Annotated in this window: 20 protein-coding genes; 9 read left to right on the top strand and 11 right to left on the bottom strand. The window is 61.9% G+C overall.

What is annotated here, in order from left to right; genetic code table 11:
* Positions 1 to 12 precede the first annotated feature (12 nt).
* Together AB4Z38_RS10300 and AB4Z38_RS10295 are read right to left on the bottom strand one after the other, a co-directional pair.
* Positions 13 to 2,067: an Ig-like domain-containing protein gene (locus AB4Z38_RS10300; protein WP_441429615.1), complete on the bottom strand. Its 2,055-nt coding sequence runs from the start codon at positions 2,065 to 2,067 to the stop codon at positions 13 to 15.
* 113 nt (positions 2,068 to 2,180) lie between these two features.
* On the bottom strand, positions 2,181 to 2,813 hold the full coding sequence (locus AB4Z38_RS10295; protein WP_441429614.1) for a LysE family translocator: 633 nt from the start codon (positions 2,811 to 2,813) through the stop codon (positions 2,181 to 2,183).
* Between the two features lie 118 nt (positions 2,814 to 2,931).
* Between AB4Z38_RS10295 and AB4Z38_RS10290 the strand changes: the two genes are divergently transcribed.
* Positions 2,932 to 4,458, top strand: coding sequence for an LCP family protein (locus tag AB4Z38_RS10290; protein WP_441429613.1), 1,527 nt, complete (start codon positions 2,932 to 2,934; stop codon positions 4,456 to 4,458).
* Between the two features lie 64 nt (positions 4,459 to 4,522).
* Here AB4Z38_RS10290 and AB4Z38_RS10285 read toward each other — a convergent pair whose 3' ends face one another.
* On the bottom strand, positions 4,523 to 4,942 hold the full coding sequence (locus tag AB4Z38_RS10285) for a VOC family protein (RefSeq protein WP_284982903.1): 420 nt from the start codon (positions 4,940 to 4,942) through the stop codon (positions 4,523 to 4,525).
* A 391-nt stretch (positions 4,943 to 5,333) separates the two neighbouring features.
* Between AB4Z38_RS10285 and AB4Z38_RS10280 the strand changes: the two genes are divergently transcribed.
* The gene (locus tag AB4Z38_RS10280; RefSeq protein ID WP_441429612.1) at positions 5,334 to 5,732 is read left to right on the top strand and encodes a DUF3054 domain-containing protein; all 399 of its coding nucleotides are present in this window, start codon (positions 5,334 to 5,336) and stop codon (positions 5,730 to 5,732) included.
* Positions 5,733 to 5,793: 61 nt separating this feature from the next.
* Entirely contained in the window at positions 5,794 to 6,075 is a 282-nt protein-coding gene (locus tag AB4Z38_RS10275; protein WP_078108932.1) for an Lrp/AsnC family transcriptional regulator, read from the top strand.
* 23 nt (positions 6,076 to 6,098) lie between these two features.
* Here the strand turns inward: AB4Z38_RS10275 and trpD are convergent, their stop codons facing one another.
* Positions 6,099 to 7,157 carry an anthranilate phosphoribosyltransferase gene (gene trpD / locus AB4Z38_RS10270; protein ID WP_441429611.1) on the bottom strand — a complete coding sequence of 353 codons (1,059 nt, stop codon included), beginning with the start codon at positions 7,155 to 7,157 and terminating at the stop codon, positions 6,099 to 6,101.
* Between the two features lie 112 nt (positions 7,158 to 7,269).
* Between trpD and ctaE the strand changes: the two genes are divergently transcribed.
* The 4 genes from ctaE (at position 7,270) to qcrB (ending at position 11,642) form a co-directional block, all read left to right on the top strand.
* Complete coding sequence (gene ctaE / locus AB4Z38_RS10265) at positions 7,270 to 7,944, top strand: aa3-type cytochrome oxidase subunit III (RefSeq protein WP_441429610.1); 675 nt, start codon at positions 7,270 to 7,272, stop codon at positions 7,942 to 7,944.
* A gap of 88 nt (positions 7,945 to 8,032) precedes the next feature.
* On the top strand, positions 8,033 to 8,821 hold the full coding sequence (gene qcrC / locus AB4Z38_RS10260) for a cytochrome bc1 complex diheme cytochrome c subunit (protein WP_345447421.1): 789 nt from the start codon (positions 8,033 to 8,035) through the stop codon (positions 8,819 to 8,821).
* 99 nt (positions 8,822 to 8,920) lie between these two features.
* Complete coding sequence (gene qcrA / locus AB4Z38_RS10255) at positions 8,921 to 9,991, top strand: cytochrome bc1 complex Rieske iron-sulfur subunit (protein ID WP_441429609.1); 1,071 nt, start codon at positions 8,921 to 8,923, stop codon at positions 9,989 to 9,991.
* Positions 9,969 to 11,642 (top strand): cytochrome bc1 complex cytochrome b subunit, encoded by a 1,674-nt coding sequence (gene qcrB / locus AB4Z38_RS10250; RefSeq protein ID WP_441429608.1) that lies wholly within the window; start codon positions 9,969 to 9,971, stop codon positions 11,640 to 11,642. Before qcrA ends, qcrB begins: the two co-directional genes overlap by 23 nt.
* Before the next feature lie 94 nt (positions 11,643 to 11,736).
* Here the strand turns inward: qcrB and AB4Z38_RS10245 are convergent, their stop codons facing one another.
* Complete coding sequence (locus AB4Z38_RS10245) at positions 11,737 to 12,552, bottom strand: GntR family transcriptional regulator (protein ID WP_441429607.1); 816 nt, start codon at positions 12,550 to 12,552, stop codon at positions 11,737 to 11,739.
* A gap of 140 nt (positions 12,553 to 12,692) precedes the next feature.
* Between AB4Z38_RS10245 and AB4Z38_RS10240 the strand changes: the two genes are divergently transcribed.
* The gene (locus AB4Z38_RS10240; protein WP_441429606.1) at positions 12,693 to 12,986 is read left to right on the top strand and encodes an HPr family phosphocarrier protein; all 294 of its coding nucleotides are present in this window, start codon (positions 12,693 to 12,695) and stop codon (positions 12,984 to 12,986) included.
* Positions 12,987 to 13,096: 110 nt separating this feature from the next.
* Here AB4Z38_RS10240 and AB4Z38_RS10235 read toward each other — a convergent pair whose 3' ends face one another.
* The 5 genes from AB4Z38_RS10235 to AB4Z38_RS10215 form a co-directional block, all read right to left on the bottom strand.
* Positions 13,097 to 13,498 (bottom strand): cytochrome c oxidase subunit 4, encoded by a 402-nt coding sequence (locus AB4Z38_RS10235; protein ID WP_441429605.1) that lies wholly within the window; start codon positions 13,496 to 13,498, stop codon positions 13,097 to 13,099.
* Positions 13,495 to 15,213, bottom strand: a complete 1,719-nt coding sequence (ctaD, locus tag AB4Z38_RS10230) for an aa3-type cytochrome oxidase subunit I (RefSeq protein WP_441429604.1) — start codon at positions 15,211 to 15,213, stop codon at positions 13,495 to 13,497. Before ctaD ends, AB4Z38_RS10235 begins: the two co-directional genes overlap by 4 nt.
* Positions 15,214 to 15,223: 10 nt before the next feature.
* The gene (gene ctaC / locus AB4Z38_RS10225) at positions 15,224 to 16,096 is read right to left on the bottom strand and encodes an aa3-type cytochrome oxidase subunit II (RefSeq protein WP_441429603.1); all 873 of its coding nucleotides are present in this window, start codon (positions 16,094 to 16,096) and stop codon (positions 15,224 to 15,226) included.
* Between the two features lie 182 nt (positions 16,097 to 16,278).
* Entirely contained in the window at positions 16,279 to 16,665 is a 387-nt protein-coding gene (locus AB4Z38_RS10220) for a HesB/IscA family protein (protein ID WP_059390004.1), read from the bottom strand.
* Positions 16,666 to 16,830: 165 nt separating this feature from the next.
* Positions 16,831 to 18,258 (bottom strand): dipeptidase, encoded by a 1,428-nt coding sequence (locus AB4Z38_RS10215; RefSeq protein WP_441429602.1) that lies wholly within the window; start codon positions 18,256 to 18,258, stop codon positions 16,831 to 16,833.
* 121 nt (positions 18,259 to 18,379) lie between these two features.
* On the opposite strand from AB4Z38_RS10215, the gene AB4Z38_RS10210 reads away from it, so the two are divergent.
* Complete coding sequence (locus tag AB4Z38_RS10210; protein ID WP_441429667.1) at positions 18,380 to 18,973, top strand: DUF3043 domain-containing protein; 594 nt, start codon at positions 18,380 to 18,382, stop codon at positions 18,971 to 18,973.
* A gap of 125 nt (positions 18,974 to 19,098) precedes the next feature.
* Here AB4Z38_RS10210 and AB4Z38_RS10205 read toward each other — a convergent pair whose 3' ends face one another.
* Positions 19,099 to 20,166: a quinone-dependent dihydroorotate dehydrogenase gene (locus tag AB4Z38_RS10205; RefSeq protein ID WP_441429601.1), complete on the bottom strand. Its 1,068-nt coding sequence runs from the start codon at positions 20,164 to 20,166 to the stop codon at positions 19,099 to 19,101.
* Positions 20,167 to 20,221: the final 55 nt, after the last annotated feature.

Raw genomic sequence — 20,221 nt, 5'->3', positions numbered from 1 at the left:
TTTATGGGCAAATCACCCTTTTCTTCCCTGTGGGCCGCGGGGTCCGCCAAGGTGTGGGGGTCGGCTCCAGAGCCGGAGGAACAAACCCAGGACGAGCGCGGCAACGGCCCCGAGTCCCAATTCGGCAAAGACGGGACCGTTGGACCCGGTGTACGCCAAGGTGCCGAACGACGCCGTCGACGCTGCGGGCAAGACCACGGTGGACGACGCCGTGCCCGCCACGCCGGGCACTGCTGCCGGAACCGTGGGCACGACCGGAGCCTTCACGGCAATTGAAGCGGGCGCTCCCGAAGCGGGCAGGAAATAGGCGTCGCCTGAGTAGTCCACTTTTATTTCGTGGTTCCCCGTGGACAGCGCCGGAAGGGGGACAGTGACCGAGCCGGAGACCAGGGTCACCGCGGGCAGACGGACCTGGTTGTCAACTGTCACAATGACGGTTCCGCCTGGCTGCACCGGGAGTGAACTGCTCGCGGCGACGTTTACCCGTACGTCCACGGTTCGGCCTTCCACGACGGAAGTTGACGATGGAACAAGAAGGACGGTCGCTTGGGCCCGCGCGGCGTTCACTTGGACCGTGACCGGTTCTGCGGGCCTGAAGTTGGTGTCGCCGTCGTAGCTGAGTTGAACTGTGCGGTTGCCCTCAACCCAGGGGATCGCGATTGTGAAGTCGCCTCGTGAATCCAGGAGTGCCGTTCCGAGGACGTTGCCGTTCAAAGTCAACGTCACGTGCCCCGTGGGCACAGCAGGAGAAGAAGCGCTTGAAGCAGTCGCGACCTTCGCGGTCACCGCGGTCGTGTCAGCAGACACCGTGCCCGTTATCGTAGGAGGCTTGCTCAGCAGGTCTGCGGAAACCGTCGTATTGACAAACCGCGTGGGGAGAGGCTGTACGAGTTGGGTCAAGGATGCCATGGAGGACTGGAATTTGTAGGAATCAGTGTTGCGTGGCCGGTAAGTGAAGGTGAGATCGTGGGAACCCGCGGGTAGGTCGATTGCGCTGATGTTGGCGGTCCCGGCGGCGTCGACAGGAGCTGTTGCAAGCTCCGTGCCGCTATTGTCCGTGACTGCAACCTCGCCGCTTGGAACCGCCATGCCAAGGTCGGAGTTGACGACTGTTGCGACGTAGCCGCCGGGAGTGCCGAAGATGGAAGGATTCGTCGTCGCGACGACGCTGGTCGTTGTTGCGTAGTCGGGGGTGTACCAGATGCTGACCCAGCCGCTACCCGCGTTGTAGCCCCTGATCACGTTGCTCGCGGTGGGGTCAACGTAGCTGCTGCCGCCGCCGCCACCACCGCCCCCGGCGCCACCTACGCGGCTGCCAAGAGCACCTGAACCACTTAGCCAACCGCCGCCGCCACCGCCTCCACCGCCGCCGCTGGACGAATTTCCGGCTCCACCACCGCCGGTTCCCGCTGCGCCGACAGGCCCGATAACTCCAGAGCCAGCGCCAGGTGCCCCGCCCGCACACCACCCGTCAGCTGACTGGCCATTCTGGTTGGCGGCACCGCCCGCACCGCCGTTGCAGTACACGAAGGCAGCTCCGTGGCCTGCACCTCCGCCCCCACCGGCGGCGACAACAAGCGGCGTCCCTTGCCCGTTGACTACGGCACTCGCGCCGCCGCCACCCCCACCAGCAGATCCAGCGAGGGAACCGGTACCACCTGACCCTCCGCGAATGAAACCCAGTCCCCCGCCGCCTGGGTTGTGTCGCGACCCTGTTCCCCCGCCAGGTATTGAAGCGTAAATCTTCAGGGTCTCGCCGGGCGTCACCTGCAGCGTGGCGCGAATGTCGGCCCCTGCTCCGCCGGGACCATCATTGCTCACAACAAAAGCGGTACCTGGAATATTGATTGGTCCGCCACCGCCGCCGGCGGAGCCCGTGGCCCGGACATCGATGGAGCGCACACCGGCCGGTACGATCCACGTGTCTCCATTGACGTTGGCGAAGTCTAGTTTGGTGGGAGTTGGATCCGGAGCGACGGAAAGAGCTGTTGGCGCAGCATGTGCAGGAGGAGCGCCGAGCCCTAGAGCTCCAACGGCACCCGCGAGCACGAACATGGACAATTGCACAGCCAACGGCTTGCGTACTGAAAGAGCCCTCATACCGGGAACAGTAAGTACAGGACGCTGCCAGCCCCTTCCACGGGATCAAATACTATTCACAACGAATAGGTGATTCCCCCTCAGCTGTTTGCTGAAACCGCCGTCCCCAGGCCAAGCGCCGTAAGGATCGCGGCAGAGGTCCGTTCGAGTGCTTTCGTCACAGATGGCCTCTTCAGCCAGAGAACGGCCTTGGTTGCCACTACGGACAGGACTGCGAGGTAAAGCATCGAAATTGCGAAGTCGATGACTCCGAGCATCATCGTCAGCCCAAGGGATGCTTCCCCGGGAGGAAGGAACTGGGGCACTACAGCGAGGAAAAACAGGCCAACTTTAGGATTGAGCATGCACGAAACAAGTCCCGCGAAGAAGCTTGAGCGCAGTTTGGGGACCGACCCGGGGAAGTCCTCTTCCTGGTGGGCTGGCTGCCCGCGCCGGCTGTGGATAAAGGCGCTGATCCCCAGGTAGATCAGATACAACCCACCAATGATCTTCACTACCCGGTAGGCCTCGGCCGACTGCTCCAGAAGGGCCGCCAATCCAACGCCGACAAGCCCTGCCCAAAAGATGCTGCCGAGTGAGGAACCGAGACCCGCTGAGAGGCCAGCCTTGACGTTTGACAGGCTGTACCTCAAGACGAGGAACGAGTCAGGGCCCGGAGTGAGGGCCAAAATCACGCACAATCCGACGAACGCCACGAGTGAACTCAGAGTCATGTTCCCATTGAATCATTGAGTGGTATCCGCACTGGGTGCCGCGGGCCTCACGGAAGCTACCCAGACCCCCCGGCTACAATAGGGCCGTCCGTATTTCCCCCGGAGAGGTAGTTCCCTTTTGGTCACTCGCCACGATGCACCCAGCCCGGAGCCGGGTCAGTCACCCCCTGTTGCCTACCCGGGCCAGGGAAAGCTGGCTGCCCGCAGCCGGCGGTTCAGCTTTCGCCGTTCGCCCCGTTGGTTCAAAATCACCAGCGCCGCAGTGGCTGTCTTGCTGATCGCAGTCATCGCGTTTGGAGGCTATTGGGTATGGCGCCTTCAGTCCAACATCTCGTCATCCGCACTCGGCGCCGGAGGCATCAGGACGGAAGGACCGGTGGACGACAGCAAGGACCGGCTTCAAATCCTTGTTCTGGGTACCGATACCAGGAGCGGGAAGAACGGGCAGTTCGGCACCACCGACCAGTCCTCGGGCTACGGCCAATCGGACGTCATGATGTTGTTGGATATTTCCGCGGACAACAACCATGTCAACGTCATCAGTTTCCCCCGGGACTTGTTGGTCGACGTTCCGGCTTGTACTGACAACAAAACCGGCAAGCAATACCCTGAACGGCAAAATGCCATGATCAACAGTGCGATGGCCGAGGCCGGCATCGGCTGCGCGGTTGATACCGTCAACAAGCTCACGGGTTTGGAGGTTGACCACTTCATGATGGCCGACTTCAACGCCGTGACCGAACTATCCAAGGCCGTCGGCGGCGTCGACGTCTGTGTGAGCACTGCGGTCAACGACCCCGATTCCGGATTGCATTTGCCCAAGGGCACTTCACAGGTGGAAGGCGACCAGGCCCTTGCATTCCTGCGCACCCGCCATGCATTTTCCGACGGCGGAGACCTGGGACGGATCAAGGCTCAGCAATCGTTCCTCGGTTCCCTTGTGCGGAAGCTCAAAGCGGACGGAACGCTCGGAAACCCCCAGAAGATGCTGGGCATCGCCGATACAGTCACGAAGAACCTCACCGTCGACAACGGACTCGCATCGGTTCCGGCACTGTTGACCATCGCGGGCAGGCTCAAGAACATCGACCCGGCCAAGGTCAACTTCATCACCGTGCCCAACGTCCCGGCCGCGTCCGATCCCAACCGGCTCGACCTCGACCAACCGGCGGCGGGCAACTTCTTTGCTGCCCTGACAAAGAGCCCCGACCTCAGCCAGCCCGCACCAAGCGCCGCGGCGTCCCCTGCTCCATCCACGGAAACTTCGAAAGCCGGATACGACAAGGCCCTTCAACCGATCACCATCGCCAATGGAACGGGCGTGACCGGCAGAAGCCAGGAGATCGGATCGATTCTCTCCGCCGGTGGATTCACGAAGCTGGCCAAGATCCAAGCCGATGCAAGGCCACAGACCATGGTCTACTACGGTGCCGGATTTGCCGACGTTGCCGCGGACGTCGCCACAATGTTCGGGTTGCCAGCGACGAGCGTGGAGCAGGTCGCCAGTGTCCAAGGAGTCCAGCTCTACGCCGGACAAGACTTCGCTAGCGGGGACAAGCCGACACTTCCCGCCCCCAAGCCCAACGATGTGGTTGCCCAGACCGCCCAGGACCAGACCTGCCAGGCAACCAACCCGGTCGGATAGCCGTAAGACAGAAGCGCCCTCCGACCCGCATTGCGCGGGACGGAGGGCGCTTTCCGTTTTTGTATTACTGGGGCTGCTCCCCCGAAACGTTGACCAGCCAGGCAATCCCGAACTTATCAGTCAGCATCCCGAAGATGTCCCCCCAGGGCGCCTTCTCCATCGGCACCGTGACCGTCCCGCCGTCGGCCAGTCCGTCCCAGTAGCCGCGAAGTTCTGCTTCGTCGTCGCCACTGAGCGAAACCGAGATGTTGTTTCCCGGGCTGTAATCCATGCTGTTGGGGGTGTCTGCGGCCATGAGCAGCAATCCGTTGTCTGTTTTGAGTGCCGAGTGCATGATCTTGTCGCTTTCGGCGGGGTCTTCGCTCGCGTGGAACTCCGCGAACGTGCTTTGGGTCAGCTCGCCGCCGAAGACCGATTGGTAGAAAGCCATGGCCTCCTTGGCGTTGTCCCGAAAGCTGATGTAGGGGTTGAGGTTCGTGGTCATTACATGGCTCCTCAGTGTTTGGGGGCAGCACGATCAGCTACCTTTTCGTCATGCTAACAGCGCCGGCCGGGACCATCTACAGCCGAATTTTTTCGTGCCCGACGGCGGCAGTCCTGGTTTTCAGGCTCGGCTTGCCTCGCGGCCGACGAGGCCCACTGTGTTGCCCTCGCTGTCCTTGATGAAGGCCATCCATTCCTCGGTTCCGGCCGGCCCGAGGCTCCCGTCGACGTGGCTCATGTTGGACCTCCGGGGGTTGGCATCGCTTCACGTGTCGTAGCCACGTCTTCCGCGGTACTCAACCTTGGTTCAAGAGGTGCGGGTTCAAGAGCCTCGCGGCATGCGTGGGACTTTCGGTTAGAGTTCGGCATCAGTGCGGGATAGTGTCGTTTCCATGCCTGCTGCAAAACCCGCCCTGCCCCGCACCGCCCTCATCGCCGGACTGGCCGACGCCGTTCTCATTCTTGTTTTCGCGGCAATCGGCCGCGACGCACACCAGCGGGCTGATGTGCTGACCGGGGTCTTTGCCACGGCCTGGCCGTTTCTTGCCGGTGCCACGATCGGATGGCTCGCTGTGAGGGCCTGGCGGGCACCCTTCCAGACCTGGCCGGCCGGCGTCGCCATATGGATTGGAACCGTGGCCGTGGGCATGCTTTTGCGTGCGGCTACCGGACAGACCGTGGTGCTCGCGTTCATCATTGTCGCCTTGATCAGCTTGGCGATCCTGCTGCTTGGCTACCGCGCCGTGCTCGCCCTCGTGGTGCGGCTCCGTCGACGGAGCCGCCAGTCCTAAGCACCCGCCGATGGACTAGGCTTGCTACGTCCAGTGCTGCACTTCGGAAAGGCTGCCCCCAGTGATCACCGCTTTCGTCCTGATCAAGACCGACGCTTCACGCATCCCGGAGACGGCCGAGGAGATCTCCGCCATCCAAGGGATCAGCGAGGTCTACTCCGTCACTGGGGAATGGGACCTTATTGCCGTGGCGCGTGTGGCGAAGCATGAGGAATTGGCGGACGTCATCGCCGACAAGCTCTCCAAGGTCCCGGCAGTGGTTCACACCACCACGCACATCGCCTTCCGCGCCTACTCGCAGCATGATCTGGACGCCGCGTTTTCGCTGGGCTTCGAGCAGTAACCGCCAGAATCCTGGCGTCATGCCTACCCTTGAGTGAGTCCCACCCAGGTGTCGAGGACCCGGATGGCCGCTCCGGAATCAATGGATTCCGCAGCCCGCAGCCAGGCCGACTTCATTCGCTCCAGGAACGGCCCGTCGGCGGCAGTGTCGAAGGCCACGAGGCCTGCTGCGGCGTTGAGCACTACGGCGTCCCGGACCGGGCCCGGCTTCCCGTCAAGTACTTCGCGCACGACGGCGGCATTCGCCTCGGCGTTGCCGCCTCGAAGATCGGCGACGGTCGCCGCGGCGATCCCAAGATCGGCCGGCGAGAACCGCTGCTCGGTGACTTGCCCGTTCCTGATTTCCCACACAGTGGACGGACCTGTGGTGGTGAGTTCATCGAGGCCATCTTCCCCGCGGAACACCAATCCGCGGCTCCCCCGGCGCGCCAGGACCCCGGCGATCAGCGGAGCCATGGTGGCGTTGGCAACCCCCACGGCTGAAGCCTGGACGTGGGCAGGGTTGGTCATCGGTCCCAGGAAGTTGAAGGCCGTGGGAATGCCAAGTTCCGCCCGCACGACACCGGTGTGCCGGAATGACGGGTGGAATACCTGGGCGAAACAGAAGGTGATCCCTGCCTCTTCGGCGTTGCGGGCCACGCGCTCGATCGGCAAGTCGAGCCTCACGCCTAAGGCTTCCAAGACGTCGGCGGAGCCCGACGACGACGATGCCGCCCGGTTTCCGTGCTTGACGACGCGCGCGCCCGCACCGGCTGCCACAAGGGCAGCCATCGTCGAGATGTTGACCGTGTTGAGTCGATCGCCGCCAGTGCCCACGATGTCAAGCTTTTCACCCGGAATGCTCACAGCTTTGGCGTTGGAGAGCATCGCCTCGACCAGTCCGGTGACTTCATCCACCGTTTCCCCTTTGGCGCGCAGGGCAACCAGGAAACCGGCAATCTGGGAAGGCGCGGCTTCCCCGGACATGATCGTGTTCATCGCCCATGCCGTGTTCTCGATGGAGAGGTCATGCCCGTTGATCAATGCGGAGATGAGTCCGGGCCACGAGTTGCTTGCCTGCTCTGCAGATGCCTGTGAAGTCACCACTTGATGCTAGCGATCCACCCAGCTCCGTGACCAATGCTAAGGACGCCGGGAACTTTTCCGCGCGAATTCGCGTGTTTGTAGAAAAAGTCTCCCCAAATGGCGGTTCGCATTGGGAAGTCCGGACTTTTACAGACATAATGTCCTTGTGACATCTGCGACCCATGCCCCCAGTACCCCGGCGCACCCGACGCTGAATCGCCCCAATTTGGTTTCCGTTGGAACCGTTGTGTGGCTTTCCAGTGAGTTGATGTTCTTCGCCGGTCTCTTCGCCATGTACTTCACGCTGCGCTCCACGTCAGGTGCGTTGTGGGCGGAAGAAACCGGCAAGCTCAACTTCCCGTTTGCGCTTGTAAACACGATCGTCCTTGTGTCAAGTTCCTTCACTTGCCAGATGGGCGTCTTCGCTGCCGAGCGACTTGAGCCGCGCCGCCGAGGTGGTGTGCTGCAGTTCACCCGCTGGGGCATGAACGAATGGTTCATCCTGACGTTCATCATGGGCGCCTTCTTCGTTGCCGGCCAGACCACCGAATACGCAATGCTTGTGTCCGAGCACGTTACGCTCTCGGCCAATGCCTACGGTTCCTCGTTCTACATGACAACCGGCTTCCACGGTCTTCACGTCATCGGCGGCCTCATCGCCTTCCTGTTCATCATTGGCCGTGCATACGCCGCCAAGAAGTTCGGACACTTTGAAGCGACCTCGGCAATCGTCACCTCGTACTATTGGCACTTCGTGGATGTTGTGTGGATCGGCCTCTTCCTGGTCATCTACGTACTGAAGTAGCCCGGCACCGACTCTTGTTCCACAAGAGGATGAATTTTAAAGAAGCGGCTCACGGAGCCGACGCAGGATCGAATAAAGGAACCACCACGTGAAGGCACTCTCGCAGAAGCGACGTCATCCACTGGCAGCCATTGCGCTGCTGCTGTTGGGACTCCTCGTCACTGGTGGGCTTTACGCCGTTGCCACAACGGTCAACCAGGCGAAGGCAGACACCACTACCTTCAGCGCCAGCGACGCCCAAGAGGGCGGCAAGCTCTTCGCCGCAAACTGCGCCACCTGCCACGGCATGGGCGCGAGCGGAACCAAGGACGCTCCGTCGCTTGTCGGCGTGGGTGCTGCTGCAGTTGACTTCCAGGTTGGCACCGGCCGTATGCCCATGCAGATGAACGGACCCCAGGCCCAGGAAAAGCCACGGCAGTTCAACGACCAGCAGACCCAGCAACTGGCGGCTTACGTCGCTTCGCTCGGCGCCGGTCCGGCCATTCCCGATGCATCGCTGCTCGACGAAAAGGGAGATGCCGCCAAGGGCGGCGAACTCTTCCGCGTGAACTGCGCGATGTGCCACAACGCTGCAGCCGCAGGCGGTGCCTTGACGCGTGGAAAGTTCGCTCCGGCACTGGCTGGCGTCTCGGGCCAGCACATCTACGAGGCCATGGCCACCGGTCCGCAGAACATGCCCGTCTTCAATGACGCCAACATCTCCCCTGAGGGCAAGCGCGACATCATCACCTTCCTGAAGACGATCGAAGCCAACGGCTCGCCTGGTGGAAACGACCTCGGAGGCCTGGGTCCGGTATCCGAAGGTCTCTTCGTCTGGGTTGCAGGCCTCGGCGTCATCATCGCCTTCACCATCTGGCTGACGTCGCGTACGTCCTAAGCCAGCGCACAACAAAAACTTCTGCTGTCCCCACAGCAGTTTTGAATTGAACATCAACCCGGTTACGGCCGGGACAACGAGAGAAGGATGAGGCGAATTATGGGCAACCATAGTGACGGCAGTCCGAACCACTCGGGCACCGTAGCTACGGCTGGTCAGAATGTTGTGGAGAAGTTCCAAGATCCTGGGCTTCCTCCGCACCGTTTGCGCCTGGCTGACACGGACCCGAGAGCCGCTAAGCGAGCCGAGCGGCAGGTGGCCATACTGTTTGGCATCTCCGTCATCGGCACGGTGATCTTCCTGGTGTCGTACTTTGCCATCGATCTTGGGCAAGACTCCACGATCGCAACGATCCGCACCCAAAACCTGTTGCTTGGCCTTGGCACCGCATTCGCGATGCTCGGCATCGGCACCGGCATCGTGCACTGGGCCAAGGCCCTCATGCCGGATCACGAGGTATCGGAAGAGCGCCACGCCATCCGCACCGAGGAAGACCGGCAGGCAGCCGTGCGAATCGTCGACGACATCGTCGAGGAAACCGGCATCAAGCGTCGCCCGCTGATCCGCAACACCCTTTTGGGTGCTGTGGCACTGGCACCCCTCCCGGCTTTGGCAGTATTCGGTGACCTTGGTCCCCGCCCGGACAACACGCTCGCACACACTATGTGGGCTCCCCAGGACGGCAAGCTCAAGCGCCTCACCCGTGACCCCGACGGAACTCCGATCAAGGCATCGGACGTCACCATCGGTTCTGCATTCCACGTGATCCCGGAAGGCCTCAACGAACTCCAGGAGGGCAAGCTCAACGCGAAGGCCAAGGCCGTCGTTTTGCTCATGCGCCTGAACCCGGATGACTTGACGATTTCCAAGGGCCGCGAAACCTGGAGCTACAACGGAATCGTTGCCTACTCCAAGATCTGCACCCACGTCGGTTGCCCCGTTGCTCTTTATGAGCAGCAAACGCACCACCTGCTGTGCCCGTGCCACCAGTCAACCTTCGACCTCACCAAGGAATGCAAGGTTATCTTCGGCCCCGCCAGCCGCCCGCTCCCCCAGCTGCCCATCGCGGTAGACGCTGAGGGCTACCTCGTAGCGACGAGCGATTTCAAAGAACCTGTAGGACCGAGTTACTGGGAGCGTGACGAGCATGAGCGCCTCATCAACAGCTGAAGTCCCCTTCGTACCCAAAACCAAGGTTGGCCGGATCACGGACTTCGTTGACGAGCGCGTCGGCGGATCCGGAATCCTGCGTGAATTCGGCCGGAAGGTCTTCCCCGACCACTGGTCCTTCATGTTCGGTGAGGTGGCGCTGTATTCCTTCGTCATTCTCCTCATGTCGGGTACCTTCCTGACGTTCTTCTTTGACCCGTCCATGGCTGAGACCCACTATGCGGGTTCATACACCCCGCTGACCAATGTCGAAATGTCCGTCGCGTACAGCTCGTCGCTGAACATTTCCTTCGACATCCGCGGCGGCTTGTTCTTCCGACAGGTCCACCACTGGGCGGCTTTGCTGTTCGTGGCATCGCTTGGTGTGCACATGCTCCGCGTCTTCTTCACGGGCGCTTTCCGCAAGCCGCGTGAAATGAACTGGGTGGTGGGCGGCGTCCTGCTCATCCTGGCCATGGCCGAAGGCTTCACGGGATATTCGCTTCCCGATGACCTGCTCTCCGGTAACGGCCTGCGAATCATCGACGGCGTCATCAAGTCCATCCCCGTGATCGGAACGTACATCTCGTTCTTCCTCTTCGGAGGCGAGTTCCCGGGCACAGCCATCATCGGCCGTCTGTACGTGCTGCACATCCTGCTCGTCCCGGCCATGATTCTGCTGATGATCGTCATCCACCTCTTCATGGTGGTTGTGCACAAGCACACGCAGTACCCCGGCCCGGGTCGCAACGACGGCAACGTCGTCGGTTACCCTCTGGGACCGGTTTACGCTGCAAAGGCCGGCGGCTTCTTCTTCATCGTGTTCGGTGTCGTCGCGCTCATGGCTGCGATGTTCACTATCAACCCGATCTGGAACTACGGGCCGTACGACCCCTCCCCCGTGTCGGCAGGTACCCAGCCTGACTGGTACATCGGCTTCGTCGATGGTGCCCTGCGACTCATGCCTGGCGTTGTCAACGACTTCCACTTCGAATACATCATCTTCGGCCACGTGCTGACGCTGAATGTGCTGCTGCCCGCGTTGGTTCCGGCAGGCATCATTTTCACGGTGCTGTTCATGTACCCGTGGATCGAACGCTGGGTCACCAAGGACAACCGTGAGCACCACGTGCTCGACCGTCCGCGTAACGCTCCTACCCGTACTGCCATTGGCGTCGCAGGCTTTACCTGGTACTGCGTCATGTGGGCCGCTGCCGGATCGGACCTCATCGCAACGCACTTCCACGTTGCCCTGAACGACGTCACATACTGGCTGCGCACTCTGTTCTTCATCGGCCCGATCATTGCATTCATGGTGACGAAGCGCGTGGCCCTTGCGCTGCAGCGCAAGGACCGTGAGATTGCCCTGCACGGCCGCGAAACGGGTCGCATCGTTCGCCTGCCGCATGGCGAGTTCATCGAGGTACACGCACCGCTGGACGACTATAAGCACTACAAGCTTGTGGGCTTCGAATCGCCTTCCCCGTTGCCGGCCGAGCCGAACGAGCACGGTGTGGTCACGCCGAAGGAGAAGCGCCGCGCGGCATTGTCCAAGTGGTTCTTCGAAGACCGTGTTGCTCCGGCAACGCCGGCCGAGCTTGAAGCCGCTCACGGACACGGCCACCATGAGGCCATCGAGTCCGGCGAAGAGCACAAGAGCCTTAGCCACTAGCTCCCGCAGATAGCACAGAGAAGGCCCCGTCCATGCGGACGGGGCCTTCTCTCGTTCTCCGGGCTTTCAGGCGGGCGCTTCTGGATGCTTTGAGCTAGTGGGTGCGGTACCCCGTGGATTGGCTTCGCGTGGACCGGACGCCCGGACGCTGCAACGGGACCCACAACTTGTACCTGTCGGCACGGTAGTAGGACACGGAGTAGTCCACCATGGCGCGGGCAACAAAGGCATGGCGCTGAATCTTGAGCAACGGAGTACCGACATCTACGTTCAATAACCGCGCCGTTGACGGCGAAGCTGCCGTTGCTTCGATCATGTCCTCTCCCCACTCCATCACCAGTCCGTACTTTTCGCTCAGCACGTTGTACAGGGAAGTGGGAGGTGCCTCGTCCAAAAGGCCTGGCACGCGATGGGCAGGAATGAAGTTCTCGTCCACGCTCATGGGTTCGTTGTCGGCGAGAAGGAGCCGTCTGAAGCGGACCAGAGGCGTCCCTTCCTCCAGTTGGAGTTCCCTCGCCAGGAAGGCACTCGCGGCGATTTGTTCAAAGCTCAGGACCTTGGCTGCCGGGACCATGCCGCGGCGTTGCATTTCCTCGCTGTACGACGTGAGCTTCACCTGAAGGTCCAGCTTCGGTTTGCGAACGAAAGTTCCCAATCCAACCACGCGTTCAATGACTTCCTCGCCGACGAGGGCGTCAATGGCCTGCCGCACCGTCATCCTGGCAAGTCCGAATCGTTCGGAGAGGTCCCGCTCCGAAGGCAACGCGGCCCCGGGCTTACAGGATTGGGAGATATAACTGCGCAGGATCTCGCGCAGTTGAACGTAGATAGGGGTACCGCTCTTGCGGTCGATCTCCCCCGCAATACGTGCTGCGTCAGTCGGCACGACGGTCTCCGGCCACGAAATCATTCATGAAATAAGCGTAGGCCAATCCACCGGCAGGTCTAGACCGGCTGAGCACTGCGAACGGTGCCGCCGTTAGGCAGCGCTACGCTTGTAGGGATCAAAATCGCAGTCGGCATCTGGCCGTCCGAGTCAAAGGAGCCGGTTTGCCCGAGCACAAAGCCATCGTCGCCGCAGAGATCGGCCTCCATGCACGGGCTGCTGCCGTGTTCGTGCGGGCTGTGACCGCCACGGGGTTTCCGGTGACGATCCGCAAGCCCGGCCAGCAAGCGGTGGATGCCCGGTCTTTGCTCGAGGTCATGGCCGAAGATTTCGGCCATGGGTGCGAAGTGGTGCTGTCCGTCTCCGGAGAAGCGCTACAAGCCGGTCGCACTCTTGATGAGGTAAACGATGCCTTGGCCGCGCTATCGGCCGTCCTGGAGGCCGTAGAAGGCCAGTGAACGGGCAAGCGCCCTGTTGACGCGCTTGGTGCGTTATCCAAATACGACCCGGATACAACGACGGCGGGCCCCACCAATAGGTGGGGCCCGCCGTCGTTTTTCAAGTACTTCTAGTGGGCGTGGTCTCCACGGCTGTATTCGAAGACCCAGCCGACCAAGGCAACCAGAGCCAGGCCAGCGGCGACAAACGTGATCCAGAAACCTACAGCCAGACCAAGGAAGCCACCGGCACAGGCCAAGCCGAGGACCAGCGGCCACCAGCTCCAGGGGCTGAAGTGTCCCTGCTCGCCGGCGCCTTCGTGGATCTCGGCGTCCGGACGGTCTTCCGGACGCATGCCGACTCGCTTGCCCGTGAAACCGAGGTAAGCGCCGATCATGCCTGCCAGGCCACCGACCAGGAGGATACCGAGGGTGCCCACCCACTCATTCCAGTGGTTCAGAAAACCATAGACCAGCGCCACCGGTACGAAGAAAAAGCTCCCGGCGCCAAAAATCCAAGATTCGATTTTCATTTCGCGTCCTTCTGATCGGCGTTGCCGAGCACTGTTGCTACCGGCTCAGGGCTCTGCGCAGTGTGGTGCTGAGCGAGTTCCGGATGGTGGAGGTCCAAAGCAGGACGTTCGGAACGAATGCGGGGAAGGGAGGTGAAGTTGTGCCGCGGCGGCGGGCAGGATGTAGCCCACTCCAGCGAAGCACCGAAGCCCCAGGGATCGTCCACTTCCACCTTTTTGTTGCTGCGCCACGTGATGTAGACGTTCCAGAAGAACGGCAGGAGCGAGGCGCCGAGCACGAAGGATGAAATCGTGGAGAACTGGTTCATCCAGGTGAAGCCGTCCTGCGGCAGGTAGTCAGCGTAACGCCGGGGCATGCCCTCTACGCCGAGCCAGTGCTGGATCAGGAACGTGCCGTGGAAACCCAGGAACAGAAGCCAGAAGTGGATCTTGCCGAGCCGTTCGTTGAGCATCTTGCCGGTCCACTTTGGCCACCAGAAGTAGAAGCCTGCGAACATCGCGAATACCACCGTGCCGAAGACCACGTAGTGGAAGTGCGCCACGACGAAGTACGAGTCCGAGACGTGGAAGTCCAGCGGCGGGGAAGCCAGGATGATGCCGGTCAGCCCGCCGAAAAGGAAGGTGACCAGGAAGCCGATGCTCCAGAGCATGGGCGTCTCGAAAGTAATCGAGCCCTGCCACAGGGTTCCGATCCAGTTGAAGAACTTCACGCCGGTGGGTACCGCGATCAGCATCGTCATGAAGGAGAAGAACGGCAGCAGCACCGATCCGGTGACATACATGTGGTGCGCCCAGACGGTCACCGACAGTGCGGCAATGGCGATGGTTGCGTAGACGAGGCCCTTGTAGCCGAAGATCGGCTTGCGGCTGAAGACCGGGAAAATCTCAGAGACGATGCCAAAGAACGGCAAGGCAATGATGTAAACCTCAGGGTGGCCGAAGAACCAGAACAAGTGCTGCCACAAGACAGCTCCGCCGTTCTCCGGGTCGAAGATGTGGGCACCGAAGCGGCGGTCCGCGCCGAGGGCGAAGAGCGCGGCCGCGAGCGGCGGGAACGCCATGAGAACCAGGATGGCTGTCACAAGGGTGTTCCAGGTGAAGATCGGCATGCGCCACATCGTCATGCCCGGAGCTCGCATGCAGATGATCGTGGTGATGAAGTTGACCGCACCCAGGATTGTTCCGAAACCGGACAGCGCCAGGCCGAAGACCCAAAGGTCACCACCGACGCCCGGGGTGAACGTCGTGTCCGACAACGGCGCGTAGGCGAACCAGCCAAAGGAGGCGGCACCCTGCGGGGTGATGAAGCCGGACACGGCGATGGTCGAGCCGAAAAGAAAGAACCAGAAGGCAAGTGCGTTCAGCCGCGGGAAGGCAACGTCCGGGGCACCGATCTGCAGCGGCATGACGACATTCGCGAAGCCCGCGAAGAGCGGCGTTGCGAACATCAGCAGCATCACGGTGCCGTGCATCGTGAAGAGCTGGTTGTACTGTTCCTTGGTCTGCAGGATCTGCATGCCAGGCTCGAACAGCTCCGCACGCATCAGCAGCGCCATGACGCCGCCCAGGCAGAAGAACACAAAGGACGCGATCAGGTACATGTACCCGATGGTCTTGTGGTCCGTGGAGGTGATCCAGTTGACGACGATGCGTCCCTTGGATTTCGGTACTACGGGAGCCTCGAGGACCCCGGCTGATTGAGTGTAAGTAGCCACGTCGCGTCCCTTAATTCTTTGCGTTCAGGTTCGGGTTGCGGTCGTACTTCGAATCGAGAAGACCGGTGTTGCCGCTCTGGCGAAGCTGATCCATGTGTGCCTGGAACTCGGCTTCGGAAACGACCTTCACGCGGAACAACATCTCAGAGTGGTATTCACCGCAAAGTTCGGCGCACTTGCCGTCATAGGTGCCCTCCTTGGTGGGGGTCAACCTGATGTAGTTGGTCTTGCCAGGAATCACGTCGCGCTTCTGCAGGAAGGCCGGAACCCAGAAAGAGTGGATGACGTCGCGGGAGTTGAGCTCGAGGTCAACCGACTTGTTCACGGGAAGGTACAGCGTCGGCAGCTGATTCAAGTCGATCGCGTCGCCCGTGAGGTGGGCCTGGACTCCCGCTTCGTGAAGGTCATCGGTGATGACCGAGCCCTTGACGTAGTTAAAGTCCCAAGCCCATTGCTTGCCGCGAACGTCGATGGTGACGTCGGCCGGCTTTGAGCGATCATCAATCGCCTGCTGGTCCTGATCGGTGAAGTAGAAGAACACCAGCACCATGAACAGCGGAATGGTCAAATAAAAGACCTCCAGAGGGAGGTTATAGCTAAGCTGCTTCGGGAAACCCGTGGTGCCCTTGCGGCGGCGGTAGGCGATGATGCACCAGACCAGCAGGCCCCAAGTAATAATGCCGACGGCGAGTGCGGCGATCCATGAGTTGACCCAGAGGTCCATGATCCGATCGGTGTTGCTGGTGGTGCCACGTTCCGTGGGCAACCAGCCTTTTTCTACCTCTGGTGAACATCCGGTCAAAACCAACGCGCCGGCTAGTGCCAAGCCAGTGATCGAGGTGATCTTTATGCGTCGGCTGCCGGTTCGGTTCTGCGAACTCACAGACGGCCCTTCCTCTTGTTGCTGCAGCCCGGCCGGCCGGAAGCCCACCGGGCACACTAAAGTTTTACTACCCGATGTAGAGCTTACCGCTACCGAGCGGTTTTCGCCGACATGCTGGCCCAGTGCGTCGGCCCGGGTTTAACCCGTGCCTGAACTGGGCCAACAGTCTGCGAATGCCCGGGCTAGTGGAACGAATCGCCGCAGGCGCAAGACCCGCCGGCGTTGGGGTTGTCGATGGTGAAGCCCTGCTTCGAGATCGTGTCCTCGAAGTCGATGCTGGCACCGCTCAGGTAAGGCACGCTCATCTTGTCGACAACCACTTCGACGCCGTCGTAGTCGCGGACGGCATCGCCGTCGAGCAGACGCTCGTCGAAGTAGAGCTGGTAGATCAGGCCCGAGCAGCCGCCCGGCTGAACAGCGACGCGGAGCCGCAAGTCCGTGCGGCCTTCTTGTTCGAGAAGGCTCCGGACTTTGCCTGCGGCGACATCGGTCAACTTGACCTCGTGCTCAGGAAGCTCGCCGCCTGCGAGCTGCGCTCCGGTGCTGTTTTCGTTGGTTGCAGTGCTCATTGGCCTACCTTCTTATGAAGCTCTTGGCGGCTGCGCCTTCGCGCTGCCTGCCCTTACCCAAATACGTGCGGGCTATAGCTACATGCTACGTCGAGCCGGCGCATAGCTATAACTCCTAACGTAACCGGCCGGACCCCTGCCTTGTTCCCGGTCGATGCAGATTGCTCAGAGGCCTTCCGTGTTCAAACGGGCGAGCATCAGTGCCTCAGCCAGCACAGCATTGCGGAAATCACCGATGTGAAGGGATTCGTTGGCGCTGTGGGCTCGTGAGTCCGGGTCCTCGACGCCGGTCACCAGGATCTGGACATCGGGATAGGTATCTGTCAGATCCGCGATGAACGGTATTGATCCACCGATCCCCATTTCGACGGCGGGCACACCCCAGGCCTCACCCAGCGCCCACATGGCGATCCGGGCCGCAGCCGATGACGTATCGGTGGAGAAGGCGTTGCCCCGTTCCCCCGGCACAAACGTCACCTTTGCTCCGAAGGGTGCGTTCGCCTCCAGATGCCTTCCCACTGCGTCCATGGCGGCATCGGGATCCTGCCCGGGAGCCAATCGCAGGCTGAACTTTGCCCGCGCGGCGGGGAGCAGCGTGTTGGATGCGACGTCGACTGCGGGTGCGTCGATGCCGATGATGGAGAGCGCGGGCTTGGTCCAGAGCCTCGAGGCGATGCTGCCGCTGCCTGCGAGCCGTACGCCGTCGAGCACGGAGGCATCGGCGCGGTACTGTTCCTCGTCAACGTCCTCTACTACGTCGTCCCTGGCGACCAAGCCCTCGATGGCCACGTTGCCGTCGTCGTCGTGCAGGGTGGCGATGAGGCGGGACAGAAGGGTCGGCGCATCCAGCACGGGACCACCGAACATGCCGGAGTGCACGGCGTGATCCAGGACCCGCACTTCGAAGGTGCCGTCCACCAAGCCGCGGAGACTGGTTGTCAGAGCGGGAACGCCGACTTTCCAGTTGCTTGAATCCGCAACAACGATGACGTTCGCTTCGAGGAGCTCGCGGTGGGTTTCGAGGAAAGTGCGGAACGTCGGCGAACCGGCTTCTTCTTCGCCCTCGAAGAACAAGGTGACACCAAGTCCGAAATCGTCTCCCAATACCTGGGTTACGGCGGCATAGGAAGCCAGATGGGCCATGATTCCCGCTTTGTCGTCGGCTGCGCCACGGCCGTAAAGGCGGCCATCGCGTTCCTCGGCCACAAAGGGCTCGGTGTCCCACAAGGTCACGTCGCCCGGCGGTTGCACATCGTGGTGCGCGTAGAGCAGGATCGTTGCTTTGCCCGGCGCGGCAACGCGGCGAGCAACGATGGCAGGGCCTCCGAGGGTCCCGTCGGCCTTGTCGCAGCGCAGGATCTGTACGTCGCGGAAGCCCGACCCGCGGATCAGCGCCGCGACAGCCTCGGCGCTGCGCTCCAGTTCCGCGGGGTCAAAGCTGGGCCAGGCGATCCCCGGGATGGCGACCAGGGCTTTCAAACGGGCCATGGTCTCGTCGAAAGAAGCATCGATCGAGGACTTGAGCGCATCAACATTGATCGTGCCGGAGCCGCCGGAAAAGGTCTGCGGGATCTCCGCATTCATTGAAGTCATGGCGAAAACACTACCGCCGGGAGTGGCGCTGGGGAACCGGACCTGGCGGCGTGGCGGGCTCATTCGCAAGGCGGCACGTCACGTCGACTTTGGCGCGGTTCCTGCGGGGTATTCTGTAGTGGTGTTTGGACGTAAAAAGGATGAGCCGAGCGCTCAAGACCAAGTAGACCAGCTTGCCGCCGATGCCGCCGTGAAAGGCGCTGGCAAGGGCGCTCCCACGCCCAAGCGCAAGGAACAGGAAGCGGCCCGCAAGCGACCCCTCGTGCCGACGGACCGCAAGGCCTCGAAGGAAGCCGAACGCGTTGCCGTGCAGGATCAGCGCCAGAAAATGCGCCAGGCCCTGGACACCGGGGACGAAAAGTACCTCCCGCTGCGGGACAAGGGACCCCAGAAGCGTTTTGCGCGCGACTATGTCGATGCCCGTTTCAGCCTGGGTGAGTACTTGATGTTCGGTGCCCTGCTTTTCGTGGTCATCTCCTTCATCATTCCCTCAGGAAGCGACGCCCTGAGCTACATCCTGATCGGCTTCTGGGTCATGTTCCTCGCGGTCTTCGCGGATGTGTTCGTGCTCTCCCGCAAGTTGCGCAAGGGCTTGACGCGGAAGTTCGGCGATGTCGAGCGAGGCACCGTCTGGTACGGCAGCATGCGTTCCCTGCAATTCCGTCGCCTGCGCCTGCCGAAGCCGCAAGTGCAGCGAGGCCAGTACCCCGCTTAAGGCCCCCTACCCGCGAGGACAAGAGCCCGACGAATCAAAAAGACCCTGGAACCGCTGTTCCAGGGTCTTTTTGCTTGACCGCACTTGGTGGTCCAGGTGCTCGTCTCCCTGCTTAGCGGCGACGCTTAACTGCGACGTTTGGCCAAGGCCTTGTTGATGCCCGCAGCCCAGAACGGACCTTCGTAGAGGAATGCCGTGTAGCCCTGCACGAGGGTTGCGCCGGCGTCGAGCCGCTCCTGGACGTCGGCCGCGGACTGCACACCGCCGACCGCGATGAGCACCAGGCCCTCCCCCACCGCAGCCTTCAGCCGGCGCAGTACCTCGAGCGAACGCTCCTTGAGCGGTGCGCCGGAGAGTCCGCCGGCGCCGCACGCGTCCACTTTGGCCGGGTCGGAAACCAGGCCTTCCCGGCCGATGGTGGTGTTGGTCGCAATGATCCCGTCGAGCTTGAGGTCCAAGGCGAGGCGGGCGACGTCGTCGATGTCTTCGTCGCCCAGATCCGGTGCGATCTTGACGAGCAGCGGCACATGGCGGCCGGCGGATTCGTCTGCGGCATCTCCGACGGCGCGCAGGAGGGGGCGAAGCGTTTCGACGTTCTGGAGCAGGCGCAGTCCCGGAGTGTTGGGCGAGCTGACATTGACTACCAGGTAGTCGGCGGCGGGTGCCAGGTTGCGGGCGCTGACCAAATAGTCCTCAACTGCGTCGTCGAGCTCAACAACCTTGGTCTTGCCGATGTTGACTCCGATCACGGGACGAACGCCTGAATGCGTCCGCTGCAGTGCCGCCCGCGCAGCCTTGAGCCGCGGGGCCACGGCCGTTGCGCCGTCGTTGTTGAAGCCCATGCGGTTGATCACGGCCTTGTCCTCGATCAGGCGGAAAAGCCGTGGCTTCTCATTGCCGGGCTGAGCCTGGCCGGTGATCGTACCCACTTCCACATGGCCGAAGCCCAGCTCAGCGAGGGCCTCGATTCCGTGGCCCTCTTTGTCGAAGCCCGCCGCAAGGCCAAAGGGCGACGGGAACGTCAGCCCGAAAGCCTCCGTGCGCAGGGAGGGGTGCGGAGCGGTGATTTTGGCCAGAACGTGTCCTGCGCCTGAGCGGTGTGCGAAGCGGATCGCCTGGAAGCCGATCTTGTGGGCTTTTTCGGCATCCATCCAGGAGAAGGCCAACTTGAAGAATGTGGGGTAAACGCGCATGGTCCTAGTTTTCCGGTTTACGGGTCGCGCACCAAACCAGCGCGGTTACCGGACG

Source organism: Arthrobacter sp. 2RAF6 (assembly GCF_052115205.1).
In the GTDB taxonomy this organism is placed as follows: Bacteria; Actinomycetota; Actinomycetes; order Actinomycetales; family Micrococcaceae; genus Arthrobacter.
This window is presented reverse-complemented; position numbering and strand designations above follow the sequence as displayed.